Origin of the sequence: Acinetobacter sp. 22323 (assembly GCF_052044895.1) — a bacterium.
GTDB lineage: Bacteria > Pseudomonadota > Gammaproteobacteria > Pseudomonadales > Moraxellaceae > Acinetobacter > Acinetobacter schindleri.
In genome coordinates this window covers 25,230-41,526 of record NZ_JBQEOL010000022.1, presented here as the reverse complement: position 1 = coordinate 41,526, position 16,297 = coordinate 25,230, and the positions used below count along the sequence as shown (strand labels likewise).

Below are 16,297 nucleotides of genomic sequence, written 5' to 3'. Positions count from 1 at the left end.
GTATTCTGATGTGACAAAACCTGAATCCTGGTCGTTAAAGTGTTTGTTTGCACTCATATTTTAACTGTTAGGACTCAGGTTTTTTTATTTAAAGCAAACTATGGGACAGCAGTGACATAAAGTGTCCTTTTTCTATATTCAGAATCTAATCAGAAATTAGAAACGGAATTTAGCATTCAAGCCCACAGTTTGGGTATCTGTTGCAACATCTTGATCCAGATTAGCATTTTTAGTTTCGTAGTTAGCATTAACGTAGCTAGCACCTACAGATACTGCTGGAGTAACGAAGTAGTTTACGTTCGCACCTAAAGCTTTATCTGGAGAACCTGCATAGCTAGATTCCATATAAGAAACGCCAACACTTAGTTTAGGGTTGAGGTAAAGCGTTGTACCTAGGTTATAAGCAGTGTCTTCACCGTAAACTAAACCAGATTCAAAACCGATCGACATAGTTGTACCATCGATTGCACCTACGTATTTAGTACGTGCAGTAATTGCATCTTGATCTTCATTGATAGTCATAGTCTCAAGAGCTGCTTTAGCAACACCATTAGAAACGATATTGAAAGCATCAAGAGAAGCTTGGTCAGCAACACTTGTATAACCTACAGTAACCAGGAAATTAGGAATAGGTAATACACCCACTTCTAATGCATAACGGTCACCATTGTCATCTTTTTCACCAGCTTTATTGTCAATAATAGTATGGTTATAAGAAGCGCTTGCATATGCTGGAACAAGTTTAGTTGGGATGTAGGCTTCACCTTTCACACCATAAGTATGGTAGACGGCACGGTCACCAAATTCTTGTCCATCTTCACCGTAGCTATAAGCCGCAGAAACATTAGAAGCTTGGTTTAGGAATGCTGCTTCAGCTAAAGGGCCTTTAGAAGCATCAACATCTTTCAGGTAGTAAGTACCTTGAACAGCACCAGCAAAATCTTTGTCATTGGCAGTATTGTCAATGTGTTCTGCTTGACCTTGAACTTCAAATTGATACGCTTGAGCACCGGTCATCGCTAATAATAAAGCAGTGGCTAAACCTAGTTTTTTCATGATTATTACCGTTTTTCAAAGGGGAGGTAAAACAGGGGGTAATTGTATTGTAACAATTTATTAAGTCAATAAACCTTTTAAAATCATATAAATATGAATTTTATAATTGTTATGTTTTTGTAAAGATTGTGAATTTATTATTCAACTGCTTAGTTCTAAAAAAAATACTGATAGAACAAATAATTACTTAAATAAAAAGAAATAATATAAAACACGTGAAAATTCACATTTATAATAGGTGGTTATTGTTTAATTTAATTCAAATGTATATAAGAATTGGAAAAACCAATTCTATAGAGTCAAACCTCTCCATATAAATGATTAAGAATGCCTAGATCACTTATTTAGTTGATTCAATAATTCTTTTCTAATTCATTAAATTTATTTTTTATTTAAATTAAATCTAATTTTGTGTAAAAAACAGACAAATATCAAATCCAACTAATTTAATATGCTTTACATTCTACATGAAAGTTACGATAATTAATTCATCAAGTTAGATGATGTATTTACTTAAATTCTTTATTTGACCTGATTCTCCACGAATTTTGTGTTTTATCGGCCCAGCTTTCCCCAAGGTTGGGCTTTTTTTTGCCTGAAACTTAAGTAGAGATGAGTGAGGGGATAAAGACCAATCAATAAGTATAAATATTAAACAAATCAAGATATATTTTAAAAGAAATTAAAGCACCATAATGGTGCACTACCTTTGGTAAGATATTATATAAAAAATGAAATAGATAAAAAAAACCCCAATTTTCATTGAAAATTGGGGTTTTTTAGCCAAAATTTGCGGGTAAATTAAAATATCTGCTGAGGAAAAATTTAATTCGCCCTAATGCGGTGCATTATGCACTTAATTGTTGCATGTGTAAACAGCAAACAATATGAATTTCAATTTTTTTTGAAACTATTTGATACATCCGCTGGTTATTTGCTGAAATTAAAAAATTTTATTTTAAATATAAGGACATAAATTAGGACCTATATGACTTTTGAGTTCAGTAAAGTTATATAAAAGCATTTAATATAAAGAATTTTTTCTTTCTGAAGAAATGGATTTTTTGTATAATAATTAAGATAAATCAAATACTTTATTAATTATTAGTCTGAGGGCGTACGCTAAGACAATGAATACTCTGCGCTCTGAACAAATCAGTAAACACCTTTATTGCGCAATGTCTGTCATTATTTTATGTCTGCTGTTCATTTGCATTCCTCTCATTGTGAATAGCACTCAAAGTTACCTTAAGGCTGTGCGTACTTCTGACGAATTACATGCCCTGCAAGAAGTTGCCATTCTGGCCAATAAGATTTCCAAGGAAAGAGCCCCTGCCAATAAAGTCCTTTCCAGTACGCCTGAAGAGATTCACCAACGACAACAAGAACTCGAAATTTACCGTAAAGAAGTAGATCAGCAGTTCGAACATACAGCAAAAGTATTACAGCAAGTGGGCTTCCCGCATTTAAGTCAACGTTTGGAAAGTGCGGTTCGACCAAGTCTGGAGCAGGGACGTTTACAGATCGATAGCTATGCAAAAATTCCTTGGGAACAGCGTAATGCTCAAGCACTTGATCAGGCGATTGCTGCAATGTTTAAGGCCTGGGACAGTTGTCGTATTATCCTAAAAGGAGTAGTAATTGCTTCTAATACTACCTCTACCTCACAAAATAATTTTATTTCTCAGATTTTATTTTTATCTGACTTGAGGGATCAGGCAGGGCGTGCCGCCTCTACAATCATGGCTTATGTGACTTTCGACCAACCGATTCCTGCTGCAAACCTAACCCGTGCTATGCAAGTCCAATATCGGATCCATTATCTTTGGGATTTAATCGGCACATTGCAGCCGGAAGAGGACAAGACTGAAGAATTCAACCGGTTGCATAATGCTGTCGATACGGTCTTTATCCAAAAAGGCTTACCGATCGTTTCAAGTCTGGTGGAAGAGAGCATTCAGCAGGTTCCTTATCATTTGACAGGAACAGAACTCACCAATGCGATGGTTGATAAATTTGCTACCGTTGTTGACCTGCAAAGCCATTTACTTGAGTACAGCAATCAGGTTGCAGAGCGGGAAAAATCTTCTCATTTGCAGCAATTGCTCTGGACAGTTTTACTTTCATTTGTGTCTTTAGGAGCAGCAATTGCAACGATGATTTTTGCACGTAAAAGTGTATTTCAGCCGCTGATAGAAGCGCGTCAAATTCTGTTTACGCTTTCGGAAAATGGTGATACCAAAGCTTTATCATCGAATGCCCATACTAAATCTGAATCCTTATTTACTGCCATTCAAAGGTTGCAACAGATGTTGCAGCAACGTGATGCCTTAGAATTCAGGCTTAAAAATATTGCTCATTCCGATCCTTTAACCGGACTGGCGAATCGGTTCGCCTTGGAGGAATACACTCGTTTTCTGGAATCACATCCTTCACAGTTTAGTCAGACGTGTTTGATGATTATTGATATTGATCACTTTAAGCAGGTGAACGATCAGTATGGACACATTATCGGAGATGAAGTCATTCAGTTTGTGGCGCAGTGCCTGAAGGACAATGTCCGTACTTCTGATTTACTGGTACGTTATGGCGGGGATGAATTTCTGGTTCTGATCGAAAATATTGACTTCGATAATGCCCGTAAGATTGCTGATAAGATTCGAAGCGAAGTAGAGGGTGCTTATATTTTAAGTGAAAATGGTGATCAGATTCAGGTCTCGGTCAGTGTGGGGGTGGCGATAGGTGCGCAGTCCTGGATCAGCCTGTTTACCAAAGCGGATAAAGCTTTGTTTGTGGCTAAAGGTCAAGGACGTAATGCAGTGGCTGAGGTTTAATTCATATATTTTTAACGTTTTTTACTTTATATATCCATGTTTTTAAAATGAAAAAAACGATGAATAAATCACTGTTTTAGCACAACATCTAATTCTTTAGAATCCGCCCTAACCCTCTTTTAAAAAGAGGGGCTAGGGGAGATTCCTTATTTCAATAACGGCTTTAAGAACCGCGCGGTATGCGAAGTCTTACTCTTTGCCACTTCTTCAGGTGTGCCTTCCGCGATAATCATACCGCCACCTGAACCCCCTTCAGGACCTAAGTCCACGATCCAGTCCGCAGTCTTAATCACATCCAGGTTATGCTCAATCACCACAATGGTATTGCCCTTGTCACGGAGCTGATGCAGGATATCTAGCAGCTTGGCAATATCATGGAAATGCAGGCCAGTCGTCGGTTCATCCAGAATATACAGGGTTTGGCCGGTATCACGTTTTGCCAGTTCACGTGCCAGTTTCACCCGCTGTGCTTCACCACCAGAAAGTGTTGTCGCAGACTGACCCAGACGGATATAACCTAAGCCAACCTGATGCAAGGTTTCCAATCGACGGTGAATCACTGGAATGGCATCGAAGAAATGCATGGCATCTTCAACAGTCATCTCCAGTACATCAGAAATGTTCTTGCCTTTGTAGTTTACTTCCAGCGTTTCACGGTTATAACGCTTGCCATGACATGCATCACACGGTACATACATATCCGGCAGGAAGTGCATTGCCACCTTGATCATACCGTCGCCTTCGCAGGCCTCACAGCGACCACCTTTCACGTTAAACGAGAAACGGCCGGCTGCATAACCACGTGCCTTGGCTTCCTGTGTTTGTGAAAACAGTTCACGAATCGGAGTAAACAGACCGGTATAAGTCGCTGGGTTGGAACGTGGTGTACGTCCAATCGGACTCTGATCAATATCTACAACTTTATCCAGGAATTGCAGACCATCGATCGAATCAAATTTCTCTGAGGTCTGAGTAGTCGCACCATTGAGCTGTGTTGCTGCTAGTGGCAACAAGGTGCGGTTAATTAACGTCGATTTACCTGAACCTGATACACCCGTGACACAGGTCATCACCCCTAATGGAATGGTCAGGTCGACATTTTTCAGATTATGGCCTGCTGCACCCATCAGCCTGATCTGTTCTTCCGGTTTTGGTGGTTGGGTCCGTTTTTTCGGTACTTCAATTTTCAGCTTGCCAGACAGATATTTACCAGTCAGGGAATCTTCATGTTCAGCAAGTTCTTGATAGGTTCCTTCGGCAATCACATGACCGCCATGTACGCCGGCACCTGGACCGATATCAATAATATGGTCGGCGGCACGAATCGCATCTTCATCATGTTCAACGACTAATACTGTATTACCAAGATCACGCAGACGTACCAAGGTTTGTAGCAGACGGTCGTTATCACGCTGGTGCAGGCCAATCGAGGGTTCATCCAGCACATACATGACACCCATCAGACCGGCGCCGATCTGAGAAGCCAGACGGATACGTTGTGCTTCACCACCAGATAAAGTTTCAGCTGAACGGGACAGACTCAGGTAATTTAAACCAACAGACACCAGGAAGTGCAGACGCTCACGGATTTCCTTAAAAATCTTATCGGCAATTTCACCGCGGGCACCTTCAAGATTCAGACCTTGATAGTAGCTTTCGGCGTCACCAATCGACATGCGGGTAATGTCAGCAATGGTCTTGTCCAGAATTTTGACATTACGTGAAATTTCATTCAGACGTGAACCATCGCAGGCATCACAGGCTGCATTGGACAAGTACTGTGCCAGATCATCACGGACATAATTACTTTCAGTTTCACGATAACGGCGTTCCAAATGCGGCAGTACACCTTCAAAAGCAATCACACGATTATGACGGCGACCGCGTTCGTCAATATAGCTCAGATCAATCTTTTCACGACCGGTACCATAGAGGAATTTCTTCTTAACATCGGCTTCGAGCTGATTCCACGGCGTATCCAGCGAATAGCCAAAGTGATTGGCGACCTTTTCGATCATGCTGTAATAATATGGACGCTGACGGTCCCAACCCCGGATTGCGCCTTGACTGATACTCAATTCAGGATTTGGAATCAGTTTATCTGCACTAAAATGGCTACGCGTACCGAGGCCATCACAAACCGGGCAGGCACCAAATGGATTATTGAACGAGAACAGACGTGGTTCCAGTTCTGCCACCGCACGATCACATTTCGGGCAGGAATGTTTGGCTGAGAAAACACGATCTGGTCGTTCGCCTTTCATCCGCGAGACAATGGCAATATCGCCACCCAGACGAAGTGCAGTTTCAAAGCTTTCGGCAATACGATTACCCAGATCATCACGCACTTTAAAGCGGTCAACCACCACTTCAATGGTATGCTTTTTCTTTTTATCCAGTTCTGGCGGAGGATCAATTTCCATGATCTCGCCATCCACGCGGGCGCGTACAAAACCCTGGCTCTGTAACTGTTCAAATAATGCGGAATATTCACCCTTACGTTCACGTACGACAGGCGCCAACAGCATCAGGCCAGTACCTTCTTCCAAGCCTTTTACCGCATCCACCATTTCACTCACGGTTTGCGCGACCATCGGCAGGTCATGTTCTGGACAATAAGGTGTACCGACGCGAGCATACAGCAGACGCAGATAGTCATAAATTTCAGTAATAGTCCCCACGGTTGAACGCGGGTTGTGGCTGGTCGACTTCTGCTCGATCGCAATGGCCGGACTTAAGCCTTCTATTGAATCGACTTCCGGTTTTTCCATCTGGGACAGGAACTGGCGTGCATAGGCAGACAATGACTCGACATAACGGCGCTGACCTTCGGCATACAGGGTATCGAATGCCAGTGAGGACTTACCTGAACCAGACAGTCCCGTAATCACCACAAACTTGTCGCGTGGTATATCAAGGTTCACATTTTTAAGGTTATGGGTACGTGCGCCTCGAATACGGATGTGGCTTTGGCTCATGCAATGATCCTAGAATATTCATCAAAAACCCTTATATGATACCGGATGAAAAATGTTCAAGTGCAAAAAAAAGTATTTTAAACGTCAAGTTATGTCGGTGATTGGTCAAAAGATCAGTACCAAAGCAATAAGTTAAAAATGTATGAGATATTTTTTCCGATTAAAATTTTGGTCCTGCTTTTAATCAAAGCATTTGAACATGGATTTAAACTCTGTAAAAAAACACAGAGTGCTTAGCATTGCGGAGCATCGATCCAAGATAAAAATTAGGATCATTGTGCCTATTTAGAATTTTGTAGAAAAAATAAAAAGCCCCGTATTGAACAGGGCTGAATTCAGCTTGTATCAATCCAGACCAGGCCACTGGCGTTGCTCAAATGCGCTGTCCCAGAACAACCATTCCAGACGCGCTGCATGGGTATAGGCTGTATGCATTTTTTCCAGGGTGTCGGCATCGACACGCGCTGCTACGCGATCCACAGTTGCAATCACATTGCGTACAGCAGTATGGAAATCTTCCCCGGCGTAAGTATCAATCCAGGCCTGATAAGGATTATTGGCTGCGGCCTTATCGACAATATCCTTGCCGACTTCTGCATAAATCCAGAAACATGGCAGCAGGGCTGCCAGCACCACCGGATAGCTTTCGGCCCAGGCAGTTGCCTGCAAATAGGAAGTATAGTGATGGCAGGCCAGCGTCAACGGCGTATTTTCGAACTGGGCTTTGCTGATACCGAAATCCTGCATAAAGCTATTATGCAGGCTGCGCTCGACCACAATCGCAATTTTAGCTGCTTCACTAAACTGGATCACATCATCAGCCTCAAAGGCTTTGGCGGCACAGACTGCCAGTGCACGGCCATAGGCCAGCAAATAATGCGCATCCTGAATCACATAATGACTGAAGGCATCACGGTTCAATGTGCCTTGTGCCAGCTGCTGGTTAAAAGGCAGTGCCAAGGTCTTTTGATAAAGTTCGAGGTTACGTTGCCATACGTCTTGAGAGAAACTCATACTGAAATCCTGAGCAGTTGAAGTCAAAGCATGCAGCACTATAGCAAAGATCGACCCGTTGAAAAGATCGACAGATTTGAAAAGCAGAAAATACGCAAAAATGGTTCAGGAAGTGCTTTGGTTTATGCGGCAAAAGTTTCATAATTGAGACAAGTTTTAGTCTTGGTATTTCCCTACAATTAAAGAAATACACTCAATGAAATTTATCTAAGGTCGATTTGTATGTTGAAACATTTTGGTTTCTCAATCGCATTTTCGATCGTGTGTCTTGGTTTGTCTGCTTATTGGGGTTATACCCATGGTCCGGAAGCGGGCCTGCAAACCATGTTCACAGCACTGACCATTACCGCCATTCTGGCGATTATGGAAGTGTCGTTGTCCTTCGATAACGCGGTTGTCAATGCCTCTGTTCTGCGTGGCTGGGATCATTTCTGGAAAATGCTTTTCCTGACTGTCGGGATTCTGGTTGCTGTTTTCGGGATGCGTTTAATCTTCCCGGTAGCCATCGTCGCGGTGACCGCAGACATGGGCTTTATGGAAGTGGTACGTCTGGCCCTGAATGATCCAAAAGAATATTCAGCGCGTTTGATGGCACATCATCCTGAAATTGCGGCATTTGGTGGTGCCTTCCTGTTGATGGTATTCCTGAATTTCTTTCTGGATGAAGAAAAGGATACGCACTGGTTCAGAAGAGTAGAACGCCGTTTATCCAACCTGGCTAGTGTTCCGGCAATGTCGGTCTTTATTGCGCTGGTGGCGCTGCTGATCATGGCGGCCAATGTGGTAGAGGCCAAACGTCTGGTCGTGACCATGGCGGGAATCTGGGGTATTGTGATTTACATCGGGGTGCAGGTACTCAGCCATCTGCTTGGTGGTGAACCGGAAGTCGATGAAAATGGCAATGCAGTTCGTCATGATGAAAATGGCGTACCGACCGGTGTAGTGAAAGCCGGTATTGGTGGTTTCCTCTATTTAGAAGTTCTGGATGCCTCGTTCAGTTTTGATGGCGTGATCGGTGCCTTTGCGATTACCTCAGACGTGGTGATCATCATGCTCGGTCTGGCAATTGGTGCGATCTTTGTCCGTTCAATGACGATTTATCTGGTGGAAAAAGGCACGCTGGATGCTTATATCTATCTGGAACATGGTGCGCATTACGCGATTGGCGCCTTGGCTTTCATCATGATTGCCAGCGGTACTGGTGTACATGTACCGGAAATAGTGACCGGCCTGATCGGGGTGGCCTTTATTGTCTGGGCCGTGATTGCCTCGATTCAGTACAAGAAACGTCAGGCTTTACATCACTAAGGCCTGTGATCCTGATGCAAAAGCGTAGCTCCGGCTGCGCTTTTTTATTTTTTAGATCAGCATCATCTTTATTTCAAATAAAATTCCTGCATCCATCCCGGCCGAATGTCCTATAATCTTCGCCTGAAGATCCATCAATTGAACTGCCATAATTTATGATGAATGCCCTAGAACGTCGCTCAACCTTTGCGCTTAGCAGCATTTTTGCACTGCGCATGCTGGGGTTGTTTATGATTATCCCTGTATTTTCGGTTGCAGGACAGTCATATGAATATGCTACGCCGGCACTGATTGGCCTGGCAGTAGGGGTTTATGGTCTGACTCAGGCCATTCTACAGATTCCGTTTAGCCTGATTGCAGACCGTTTCAGTCGCAAACCGCTGGTGGTCATCGGGTTATTGCTATTTGCATTGGGTGGTGCAATTGCCGCCATGTCGGACACAATCTATGGAGTGATTATTGGGCGTGCCATCGCGGGCGGCGGTGCGGTTTCGGCAGTGGTCATGGCATTGCTTGCCGATGTGACCCGTGAAGAAAACCGCATGAAAGCCATGGCAACCATGGGCATGAGTATCGGCTTATCTTTTGTGGTGGCATTTACCTTAGGTCCTTGGTTAACGGGTCTTGTGGGTATTTCAGGGCTGTTCTGGGTGACTACCATAATGGGGTTGGCGGCAATTGCGATGCTGCTGATGGTGCCAAAAGTGACCCGTCATCATCGTAATTTTCAGCAGGGGTATCTGATTCAGCTGAAACAAGTCCTAAAAATGGGTGACCTGAATCGCCTGCATGTTTCGGTGTTTAGCCTGCATCTGTTACTCACGGCAATGTTTATCTATGTGCCTTCGCAGCTGATTGAGTTCGCTAATATTCCTTTGGTCAGTCATGGCTGGGTGTATCTGCCCTTACTCGTGATTAGTCTGTTCTTTGCTTTTCCAAGCATTATTCTGGCGGAAAAATACCGCAAAATGCGTGGTATTTTCCTGACTGCAATTGCGGGAATTATCGTTGGCCTATTGGTACTGATTTTTGGCTTTGAATCGAAATATATCCTGCTCACTGGTTTAGGGATCTTCTTTATTGCCTTCAATGTAATGGAAGCCTTATTACCATCGTGGTTATCCAAGGTTGCGCCAATTCAGTCCAAGGCAACAGCGATGGGCGTGAATGCCAGCAGTCAGTTCCTCGGCGCCTTCTTTGGCGGTACGCTAGGCGGACAACTTTTGTTGCTGAATGATACTTCCATGGGTTGGAGTATTTTGACTGCGGTTGCTATAATTTGGCTGCTCATTAGTTTTGGTCTGGCTCAGCCGCGCTATCTTTCGTCCCTGGTGTTAAGCCTGCCTGAAAATCGACAAACAGATGAATGGACTTCACAGCTTTTATCTATTCATGGTATTGAAGAAGTCGTGGTGATGCCGGAACAGCAAGTGGCCTACGTCAAGGTTGATAAACAGCAGATTAATGATACTGCGCGACAACAATTAACGCACTTGTTGGGTAAAGAGGTAGCCATTTAAGCATAACTCTTATAAAGTAAAATATAGAAACAAATAGGAAGTATAGGTCTCATGCGTGGTGTAAATAAGGTTATTTTAGTAGGTACTTTAGGTCGAGATCCTGAAACAAAAACTTTCCCGAATGGGGGTTCTCTCACTCAATTCTCTATCGCGACCAGTGATTCGTGGACGGATAAGAACACTGGTGAGCGTAAAGAGCAAACAGAATGGCACCGCATTGTGCTGCATAACCGTTTAGGTGAAATTGCACAGCAGTATCTACGTAAAGGTTCTAAAGTCTATATCGAAGGTTCACTACGTACCCGTCAGTGGACAGACCAAAGTGGTCAAGAGCGTTACACTACAGAAATCCGTGGTGAGCAGATGCAAATGCTGGATTCTGGCCGTCCTCAAGGTGAACAGTCAGACAATGGCGGTTTTGCACAGCCACGTTTCAACAATAACCAGGGCGGCTATGGCAATAACAATGCTGGTCAACAAGGTTATAATGCACCACAGCAAGGTGGCTTCAATAATGCACCTGCGGGTGGTAATGGCTATGGCAATAATAACCCAAGCGGTTTTGCGCCAAAATCTGCACCAGCTCCAGTTGCAGCGCCTGCAGCAGACCTGGATGATGACTTACCATTTTGATTAAAATTTAAAGCAGAAAAGCATCCTTAAAAGCCCGTCATCCGACGGGTTTTTTTAAACACGTTTATTTGTTTTCTTCTTTTTAGGAGATACCCACATTGTGATGAGGGCACGGCATACGGTTTCTTGTGCCATATCCAGAACCTCAACATTAACCTAGTATTCAGCAATTTCATGCCATTCAACATTTAACTTTGCAGGTGTGGCAATGGCTCTTAAATCGGTCGTTGCTTTTTTAAGATATTCGACCTGCATACCTTTTAGAATCCAGGAATGGGTTTTGGGGACGCTGGCATCGGTCATGGTACCTGCTGCCAGTTCAGCCAGATTGCATATGGCAATCGCATGGATTGTATCTAGATGATTGAGTACAGCCGCATGTTTCTTCATGCTCACTTCGCAATAATACGGAGCAAGCGTTTCGAGCAATGGGGAAATACTGCTGAAATAAGGTATTTTGATGCAAAGTAATCTGGAAAATATGTATTTACCACCTGGTTTTTTGTGAAAGGTTTTCCATATTTTTAGAGCCTGGCTCATGATCGCGATCCTGCGTAAGAGGTGAATAATAATAAGATCCTCATACAGAATAATATTCTGTATTTGCAGGACTCACAAGAAAAGTGTTTAAAATAGATAAGTTAATGATTAACGGTGCCGAGCACATTAAGGAGAATGCAAGGTATGGATGTATTGGAAGGGAGTTATCCAGGCGGACGCTTGGCCTTAAAGCGTCAAATTCTGAATTGTGCGCTACAGGAATTTTTACAAAGTGGCATAGCTGCAACGACAATTGAAATGATTCGGGATCGGGCAGAAACCAGTGTTGGCGCAATTTATCATCATTTTCATCACAAGGATGGGATCGTAGCTGCGCTGTATCTAGCCGCTTTAAAGGATCAGTCCAGCCGACGTTTAGATGCCTTATCCCAAGCGAAAAGTGCTGAGCAGGGTATTCATGCCATTATCCGAAGTTATATTGATTGGGTCATCAGTTATCCAGATTTTGCCCGTTTTCTCTATGCAGCCCATCATGTGGTACATACCTCAGAGCTGCCTCAGGATCTGGAACAGCGCACCAGCCAGCGCAATCAGGATTTAAAGAAATGGCTGGCCCAGCAGTCAGATGCCGCTTGTCAGCAAGCTGTCCCACCTGCTTTACTGACCTCTTTAGTAATTGGCGCGACAGAAAGCTATTGCCGTGCCTGGCTGGCAGGTCGAGTCAAGGATTTTCCGCAAAAGCACGTATCTGCTTTGGCACAGTCAGTTTGGGATTCTTTACAGCATTTTTCTCGGTAGAGGTCAGGAGTTAAATTGGAATAAAAGATAATAAGTAAAAAATTAATAGAATTTATAAATCTAAAAAACCGATAGTTTTTATAAAAAGTTACGGTTTTATCTTTTATTAGTTTTTGCGTATTCTTAGTTCATCGAATGAATTCCCGCGAACTGATAGGAAAAATCACATGAGTTTAATCAATACTGAAGTTAAGCCATTTAACGCAACTGCTTATCACAATGGTCAATTTATTGAAGTATCTGAGCAGGACATGAAAGGCAAATGGTCTGTTGTATTCTTCTATCCTGCTGACTTCACTTTTGTTTGTCCAACAGAATTAGGCGATCTTGCTGATCAATATGCTGAATTCCAGAAATTAGGTGTAGAAATCTATGGTGTATCCACGGATACGCACTTCACCCATAAAGCTTGGCATGACACGTCTGACGTGATTGGTAAAATCCAGTATCCAATGATTGGCGATCCAACCTGGACTCTGGCGAAAAACTTTGAAGTGCTGATCGAAGCTGAAGGTCTGGCTGACCGCGGAACTTTTGTGATTGATCCGGATGGTAAAATCCAAATCATTGAAATCAACGCAGGTGGTATCGGTCGTGACGCGCAGGAACTGCTTCGTAAAGTAAAAGCAGCTCAGTATGTACATGCTCATCCAGGTGAAGTATGTCCTGCAAAATGGAAAGAAGGCGAAGCGACTCTTGCTCCTTCAATCGATCTGGTAGGTAAAATCTAATTCGACAAATCTTTATCAACCATAAGAAAATCCAGCCTTCAGCGCTGGATTTTTTTATGGTTATTCGAAAATGAAAGGACAATTAAATCATATAGCCTTGATGACTTTCGGCTGTGGCAAGCAAGCCTTCAACCAGATGCTCGATCAGTTTTTCATCACCCGACGCTGGCTTTTACATAAGGTATAAACCAGTTGTAGGGTACCAGTACTGACACCAGTATTGTCTTATATTTGGGATACTGCATTTCATTGGCCTAGTATCGATAGTTATCCGCAACGCATACAATGAATACATGTTTATCCTATTCAGATAGGAGTAAAAGATGAAAAAAGTCATAGGCGTTTACCGTAGTCAGCACATGCATTGGGTTGGTGATGGATTTCCGGTTAAAAACCTGTTTTCTTATGACCGTCTTGGTCAGGTCATCAGTCCGTTTCTGTTGCTGGATTATGCAGCGCCGTATCATTTTGATCCGACTACGGTGCAGCAGGGTGTCGGTTCACATCCACACCGTGGTTTTGAAACCGTGACGATCGCCTATCAGGGTGGAGTAACACATAAGGATTCTGGCGGTGGTGGCGGTACGATTCAGGCAGGTGATGTACAGTGGATGACTGCAGGTGCAGGCGTGGTGCATGAAGAATTCCATTCTCCAGACTTTGCCCGGAATGGTGGTCTGTTTGAAATGGTCCAGCTGTGGGTGAATTTACCTGCCAAAGACAAAATGACTACACCACGTTATCAGGCACTGACGGCAACTGATATTCCCCGGATTGAAATGGATGAAGGTGCAGGCCATATCCGGGTCATCGCTGGTGAACTTGATGGGCATCATGGTCCGGCGCATACCTTTAGTCCGGTCAATGTCTGGGATGGTGAACTCAAAGCAGATTATGAAACGATGCTGCAGATACCTGCCGGTCATAATGCTTTGCTGGTGCTATTGAGTGGAGAGCTGGTAGTGAATGCTGGCCAGAAAGTTCTGGACAGTTCTATTGTGATATTTGCTCAGGATAGCGATCCTATAATCCAGATTCAGGCTTATCAGGACAGCAAATTCGTAGTCTTGACTGGTGAACCCTTGAAGGAACCCACTCAAGGTTATGGTCCTTTTGTGATGAATACCAAGGAAGAAATTGTCCAAGCCTTCCAAGATTTTAATCAGGGTAAATTTGGAGAAATTCCGGTAGCTACTGAATAAAAATGTCAGTCCAGAAAGAAAGAAGCCTCTGCAGTGCAGAGGCTCTTAAATAGTTATGCGCTGTAAGTTCTTCTGATTATAAGATTTTTTAAATAACTTCAACACTGTGGAGGGCGATGGAGTTATCATTTTATTATGCAGAAAATTATAGCGCTTCTTGTATCTTTTGTAAAACGAAAGTTAAAAAATTGGTCAATTTAAATATATTGTTTTTAAAGGATAATTTTTTTAAAAATACAAAAAATATCAATAAAAGCATAAATTTAAACAGTGTTAACTTTTTATATTAAAAATGTAAAAAATTATGAATTTTCAAGCGCTTTAATCCATCTGAAAAAAATGCAATCTGGAAGATTTTAATAGCCTAATTACGGCAGGCTTGGTACATAATTTCTAAAAGTTTCTCAATGACGGATGATCAGTTTGGATATCGCAGTAATTGGTAGTGGCATGGCCGGACTGGCTACAGCCAGAATTCTTCAGGATGCAGGACATCACATCACTATTTTTGAAGCGCTGCAAGGGCGCGGCATGGACAGTCACAGCCTCGAGTTTGAAGGTGGACTAGTAGATGCTCCTTTGCGTGTGATGAACCCGTACTTGTGGAAAAATACGCTAAGTCTTGCGACTCATCTGGGGATCAAGACCTATCCGGTACGCACTTATATGGCATGCAGCTGGTTATTTGAGGACCGGACTGAAACCTGGCTGACGACTTCGCGTAGCCGGATTGGTAACTTTCCGATTATCAATAACCGTAAAGGCCTTCAGCAGTATGGCTGGCGTCTGGTTAAAGGTTTATTACAACTAAAAACAGCGTTGAACAAATTCTTTAAATCTAAAAATCAGGATATCAGCCTGGCAGAATTTATTAATCGCAATGATATTGAAGAAGTATTCTGGCATGGTGCGGTGATGCCAGTGCTGTATACCATCTGTACCTGTAACCCAAAAACCATTGGTGAATGGCCAGCCAAGCCCTTATTGATTTTCCTGCGTCAGCTGACAGATGGCGATGCATTATTGCGTATGCAGGGCGGTACACCAGCCTTGGTGGATAAACTGATTGAAGGCATCGACATTGTCAGTGGTGCAGCAACTACGCTGGTACAACAGCAGGGTGATCAGGTCCGTGTAGAAAATGCGGCGGGTTATTCCAAGTTATTTGACCGTGTCATCGTTGCTACACCCACCAACAAGATCGAGGAATTTCTTGATAAAGACCAGTTTGCAACAGATATTGAATTATTGAAAAAATTCCAGTTTGAGCAGGGGCAATTGGTGATTCATACCGATACCAGCGTGATGCCGCCGAAACGTAAAGACTGGGCAGTACTAAGCTATATGATGGACCGCAAGTTTACCCGTCAGCAGTTCACGGTATGGCTCAATGCGGTTGAACCAACATTGGTAGGTAAATCTCCGGTATTCCAGACCTGGCGCCCGGTGACTGATATCGATCCGAAGAAAATTATTTCTTCTGTGACACTGACTCGTGCAGTCGTTGATGCGCATACTGTAGCCTTGAACAAGGAATTACAGCAACGTCATCTGGATCAGGGCCGTAAAGTGTTTTACTGTGGTTCATGGTCATGTGATGGCTTGCCAATTCTAGAATCTGCAGTTACTTCAGCGATGAAGATTGCAGAAATCTTTGGTGCACCATTGCCATTCGAGGGATTAAAACCGAATATTGAGGTTGCACCACAACTCGGTTATTAA

The 16,297-nt window shown here is 43.1% G+C and carries 11 protein-coding genes and 1 pseudogene; 8 read left to right on the top strand and 4 right to left on the bottom strand.

The window, feature by feature from the left end; translation table 11 throughout:
• Nucleotides 1-156: 156 nt before the first annotated feature.
• On the bottom strand, nt 157-1,056 hold the full coding sequence (gene omp33-36, locus ACTJIX_RS13215) for a porin Omp33-36 (protein WP_286834448.1): 900 nt from the start codon (nt 1,054-1,056) through the stop codon (nt 157-159).
• 1,130 nt (nt 1,057-2,186) lie between these two features.
• Here omp33-36 and ACTJIX_RS13210 point away from each other — a divergent pair.
• Nucleotides 2,187-3,890 carry a GGDEF domain-containing protein gene (locus tag ACTJIX_RS13210; RefSeq protein WP_440611524.1) on the top strand — a complete coding sequence of 568 codons (1,704 nt, stop codon included), beginning with the start codon at nt 2,187-2,189 and terminating at the stop codon, nt 3,888-3,890.
• 146 nt (nt 3,891-4,036) lie between these two features.
• Here ACTJIX_RS13210 and uvrA read toward each other — a convergent pair whose 3' ends face one another.
• Entirely contained in the window at nt 4,037-6,868 is a 2,832-nt protein-coding gene (uvrA, locus tag ACTJIX_RS13205; RefSeq protein ID WP_005220621.1) for an excinuclease ABC subunit UvrA, read from the bottom strand.
• 345 nt (nt 6,869-7,213) lie between these two features.
• Nucleotides 7,214-7,882 (bottom strand): thiaminase II, encoded by a 669-nt coding sequence (gene tenA / locus ACTJIX_RS13200; RefSeq protein WP_440611523.1) that lies wholly within the window; start codon nt 7,880-7,882, stop codon nt 7,214-7,216.
• Nucleotides 7,883-8,104: 222 nt separating this feature from the next.
• Between tenA and ACTJIX_RS13195 the strand changes: the two genes are divergently transcribed.
• From ACTJIX_RS13195 to ssb, 3 genes are all read left to right on the top strand, one after another.
• On the top strand, nt 8,105-9,190 hold the full coding sequence (locus tag ACTJIX_RS13195; protein WP_333838676.1) for a DUF475 domain-containing protein: 1,086 nt from the start codon (nt 8,105-8,107) through the stop codon (nt 9,188-9,190).
• Nucleotides 9,191-9,345: 155 nt separating this feature from the next.
• Complete coding sequence (locus tag ACTJIX_RS13190) at nt 9,346-10,710, top strand: MFS transporter (RefSeq protein WP_440611522.1); 1,365 nt, start codon at nt 9,346-9,348, stop codon at nt 10,708-10,710.
• A gap of 51 nt (nt 10,711-10,761) precedes the next feature.
• Nucleotides 10,762-11,343 (top strand): single-stranded DNA-binding protein, encoded by a 582-nt coding sequence (gene ssb / locus ACTJIX_RS13185; protein ID WP_071320869.1) that lies wholly within the window; start codon nt 10,762-10,764, stop codon nt 11,341-11,343.
• Nucleotides 11,344-11,397: 54 nt separating this feature from the next.
• Here the strand turns inward: ssb and ACTJIX_RS13180 are convergent.
• A pseudogene (locus ACTJIX_RS13180) lies at nt 11,398-11,883 on the bottom strand (hotdog fold domain-containing protein).
• A 144-nt stretch (nt 11,884-12,027) separates the two neighbouring features.
• Between ACTJIX_RS13180 and ACTJIX_RS13175 the strand changes: the two are divergent.
• The 4 genes from ACTJIX_RS13175 to ACTJIX_RS13160 all read left to right on the top strand — a co-directional run bounded on the left by ACTJIX_RS13175 (nt 12,028) and on the right by ACTJIX_RS13160 (nt 16,297).
• Nucleotides 12,028-12,642 (top strand): TetR/AcrR family transcriptional regulator, encoded by a 615-nt coding sequence (locus ACTJIX_RS13175; protein ID WP_440611521.1) that lies wholly within the window; start codon nt 12,028-12,030, stop codon nt 12,640-12,642.
• Nucleotides 12,643-12,809: 167 nt separating this feature from the next.
• Complete coding sequence (ahpC, locus tag ACTJIX_RS13170) at nt 12,810-13,373, top strand: alkyl hydroperoxide reductase subunit C (protein WP_103800193.1); 564 nt, start codon at nt 12,810-12,812, stop codon at nt 13,371-13,373.
• 323 nt (nt 13,374-13,696) lie between these two features.
• The gene (locus tag ACTJIX_RS13165; RefSeq protein WP_440611520.1) at nt 13,697-14,575 is read left to right on the top strand and encodes a pirin family protein; all 879 of its coding nucleotides are present in this window, start codon (nt 13,697-13,699) and stop codon (nt 14,573-14,575) included.
• A 414-nt stretch (nt 14,576-14,989) separates the two neighbouring features.
• Nucleotides 14,990-16,297: an FAD-dependent oxidoreductase gene (locus tag ACTJIX_RS13160; RefSeq protein WP_005220638.1), complete on the top strand. Its 1,308-nt coding sequence runs from the start codon at nt 14,990-14,992 to the stop codon at nt 16,295-16,297.